Raw genomic sequence first — 3985 nt, 5'->3', positions numbered from 1 at the left:
TCGCCGAGCTGCTCACGCTGCCACAGCGTGTAGTCGACGTACTGCACCGGCAGCGGCGCCCAGTCCGGCGCATGCCCCGCAGACCGGCCGGCATACGCGACCGCCAGATCACCGATCAGCGGGTTGATCGACACGCCGTCGGCGGCGATGTGGTGCACCACCGCCACCAACACGTGCTCGTCGTCTGCGACGCGGAAAAGCCTTGCGCGCAGTGGGATTTCAGCTGACAGATCGAAGGTGTACCGCGCGACGGCGCCCACCGCGTCGTCGAGCCGGTCCGGCGACCAGCCCGCGGCATCGACGAATTGCCATCCGAAATCGGCATCCTCGACCGGAACGACCGACTGGCGCGGCACGCCGTTCGGGGCGACGAACAAAGTGCGCAGGCTCTCGTGGCGGCCCACCACGTCGGCGAACGCCTGACGCAACGCATCGGCGTCGAGGCGCCCCTGCAGCCGCAACGCGACCGCCATGTTGTAGATCGGCGAGGGGCCCTGCAACTGGTCGATGAACCACAACCGGTTCTGCGCAAACGACAACGGCACCTCGGCAGGCCGCGGCACCGCCACCAACGGGTCCAGCCCGCCGCCCTCGACACCGATTCGCAAGGCCAACTGGGCGACCGTCGGCGCCTCGAACAGGGCGCGCACGTCGAGGTGGGCCTTCAGCCCGGTGTTGACCGCGGCGACGACCCGCATCGCCAGCAGCGAGTCCCCACCGAGGTCGAAGAAGGAGTCGTCGACTCCGACCCGCTGCAGCCCGAGCACCTCGGCATAGATGCCGGCCAGCACTTCCTCGGTCTCGGTCTGCGGGGCGCGGAACGTCGTGGCGGCGAACATCGGTGCAGGCAGCGCCTTGCGGTCGAGCTTGCCCGAGGAGGTCAGCGGGAACTCGTCGAGGACCACGATCTGCGAGGGGACCATGTATTCCGGCAACCGGTCAGTCAGCCGCTGCCGCACCGCGCTGATCTTGGCGTTGGTCTGCGGCTGGTTGGCATGGCTGCTGCGGAGCCCGGCGCCCGCGGCGGGCAGGTAGAGGTCGGTGAGGGCCGGAACCGCAGCGACGCCGTTGACGGCGATGAACACGGCGTCCAAGGTGCCGGGCCGCGCGCCCCACGTGGTGGCGACGTGGTACCCGTTGGCTTCGCCGAGCCGGTGCAACTGTTCGGGGGTGGCGGTGTCGGGGGTCGCGGCGATGGCTTGCGCGAGCGCGTCGTCGACGGGCAGCCCGGCGGCCAGGGCGTCTTCGATGTGGATGTCGGTGACGAGTGCGGCGCGGGGTATCTCGGTGATGCGCACGACGTCCGGCTGCTCGGCCACGAGTTGGTCCTGCAGTCCGTGCAGCCCGGCACACTGCGCCCATGTCCAGGTGGGCGTGGCGGCCAGTGAGCGGACCGCGGTGGGCGCCTTGTGAACGGTGACGTCGTAGCGGTACCGGGTCAGCTCGTTGTCGGCCCAGCCGCGCTTGACCTCGACGTGGATGCCGGCCACCGCGGGGTTCTCGGCGGCCCACGTGGTGAAAAACTCTGGGGTCAGCAGTAATTCGGGCTCACTCACGAGGGCCAGTTGCACGCGTCGGCGGATCTCGTCGGCGTCAGCGGTGTCGGTGTGGGCGAGCGCGACCGCGGTCTGGAACGCACCCTGCAGGCTGTGGTTGCGAACGTCGCCGATGAACAGCGACCCGCCCGGGGCCAGCAGGTCCATGACGTTGTCGATGAGGTCGGAAAGATATGCCGCGCTGGGGAAGTACTGGACGACCGAGTTGATGATGACGGTGTCGAAGTAACCGTTCGCCAGCCCGTCGGTGACGTGCGCGGGCTGGGCCAGCAGCTCGACCCGATCGCGCCACGGGACCTGCAGGTCCACCAGTGACCGGGCGAGCTTGTCGACGGCCACCGCCGACATGTCCGTTGCCACATAGTGTTCGCAGTGCGGACCGACCTCGGCAAGCACCAGTCCGGACCCGACGCCGATCTCCAACACCCGTCGCGGCCGCAGCGCCATGATCCGGGCCACCGTGGCCGATCGCCATTCCTCCATCTCGTCGAGAGGAATCGGATCTTCGGTGAAGCTGCTGTTCCAGCCCCGGAAGTCCGCGCCGAACGCCGGCGTCGAACCGTTGAGGCCGTAGACCTCGTCGTAGACGGTCTGCCAGTGTTCGACGGTTTCGACGTCCTGCTCGGCGGACGTGGCGTGGTCGAGGGTCACGTAGGCGATCAGGTGGTCGCCCGCACTGCCGTGATGCACCGTCGCGATGGCCTGGGTGATCTCCGGACACGCCAGCAGCGTGTTCTCGATCTCGCCGAGTTCGATCCGCTGTCCGCGCAGTTTGATCTGCGTGTCGGCGCGGCCGAGGTAGTCGAGAACACCGCCGCGGGTCCAGCGGACGCGGTCACCGGTGCGGTACATGCGGGCACCGGGCCCGCCGTAGGGGTTGGCGGTGAACCGGTCGGCGGTCAGCTCCGGGCGGCCGACGTAGCCGTGCGCCAGCGCCGGGCCGGCCAGGTACAGCTCGCCCACCACGCCGACGGGCGCCGGGTTCAGCCGGTCGTCGAGCACCAGCGCGGCCACCCCGGGAACGGGCGCGCCGATACCCACCGGCTGGCCAGGCTGCAGTGCCGCGCTGCACGTGGCCCAGATGGTGGTCTCGGTCGGGCCGTAGGCGTTGAACATCCGCCGATCGCGCGCCCACGCGGCCGCCAACTCGGTCGGGCAGGCCTCCCCGGTGGTGATCAGCGTGTCGAGGTGGCCCAGCCGACTGCGATCCACCGTCGACAACACCGTCGGCGTGAGCGACGCCGCGGTGACCCGCTGGCGCTCCAGCAGCCTGGTGAGAGCCTCACCGGCGTATCCGTCGGAGGGCGCGACCACCAGAGCGGCCCTCGCCCCGACTGCCAGCAGTATCTCGCCGACGGAAACGTCGAAGGTCGGTGCCGCCACCATGAGCAGGCGCGTGTCCGCGTCCAGCCCGATGACGTCGTGCAGGGCGGCCACACCCTGTAGGCCGGCGTGGCTGACCGACACGCCCTTGGGAGTGCCGGTCGAACCCGACGTGAAGATCACATGGGCGGTCGTGTCGACGGTCAGCGGTCCCAGCCGGTCGATGTCGGTGATCGGATCGGCAGACGCGCCGGAGAGTTCCAGATCGCCGATGCGCAGGACGGGGCGCGTCCCAGCCCCGGCGATCTGCTCGGAGTCGACGGTCAGCACGCACACTGCCCCGACGGCGTCCAGCACGGTGGCGATGCGTTCGACCGGATGCCCCCGGTCGATCGGCACGTACGCCCCGCCGGCTTTCATGAGCGCCCACCACGTCACGACCAGCTCCGCGGACCGGTCCATCGCCACGCCGACCGCGCGCTCCGGACCCACGCCCTGCTCGATCAGCACGCGCGCCAGCCGCGTCGACCACTCGTCGAGCTCGCGGTAGGACAGTTCCCGTGCACCGTCGACCACTGCCGGTGCGTCGGGGTCGGCGGCCACCGCGGCGGCCAACAGCTGCGGGGCGACTCCGACCGGTGCGGTCACGCCGGCGCCGGACCACTGCGAGAGCACGAGGTCCCGCTCGTCACGGTCCACCAGCGGCACCTCGCCCACCAACACCGAGGCGTCGGCGACGACGGCCTCCAGTGCCCGGCCGAACCAGGTGATCAGGCGCTCGATGGTGGCCCGCTCGTACAGATCCGTCGCGTACAGCACCATGCCGGCGGCCATCGGCGCCGCCGGGTCGTCGGTGGGCACCTCGCCGAGCTCGATGTCCAGGTCGAATCTGGCTGTTCTCGTGGCGATCGGCAGCTGATCGATGGTGACCTGGTCCAGAGCCAGCGCGTCGGGACGCACGTTGTTCTGGAACACCATCAGCACCTGGAACAGCGGGTTGTGCGACGTCGAACGCGCCGGGTTGAGTTGTTCGACCAGCAATTCGAACGGAACGTCCTGGTTGCTGTAGGCGTCGAGCGCCTTCTGCTTCACCTCGGCGAGGACGT

Annotated in this window: 1 protein-coding gene; it reads right to left on the bottom strand. The window is 69.8% G+C overall.

Going from position 1 to position 3985, the window contains the following annotated elements; translation table 11 throughout:
* The coding region (locus A5663_RS05510) for a non-ribosomal peptide synthetase (protein ID WP_156744367.1) at positions 1 to 3985 on the bottom strand (3985 nt) is incomplete at both ends.

It is taken from the genome of Mycobacterium sp. E740 (assembly GCF_001672895.1).
Taxonomy (GTDB): domain Bacteria; phylum Actinomycetota; class Actinomycetes; order Mycobacteriales; family Mycobacteriaceae; genus Mycobacterium.
Note: the sequence above shows the minus strand (reverse complement) of the source record. Positions and strands in the feature narration are given on the sequence as shown.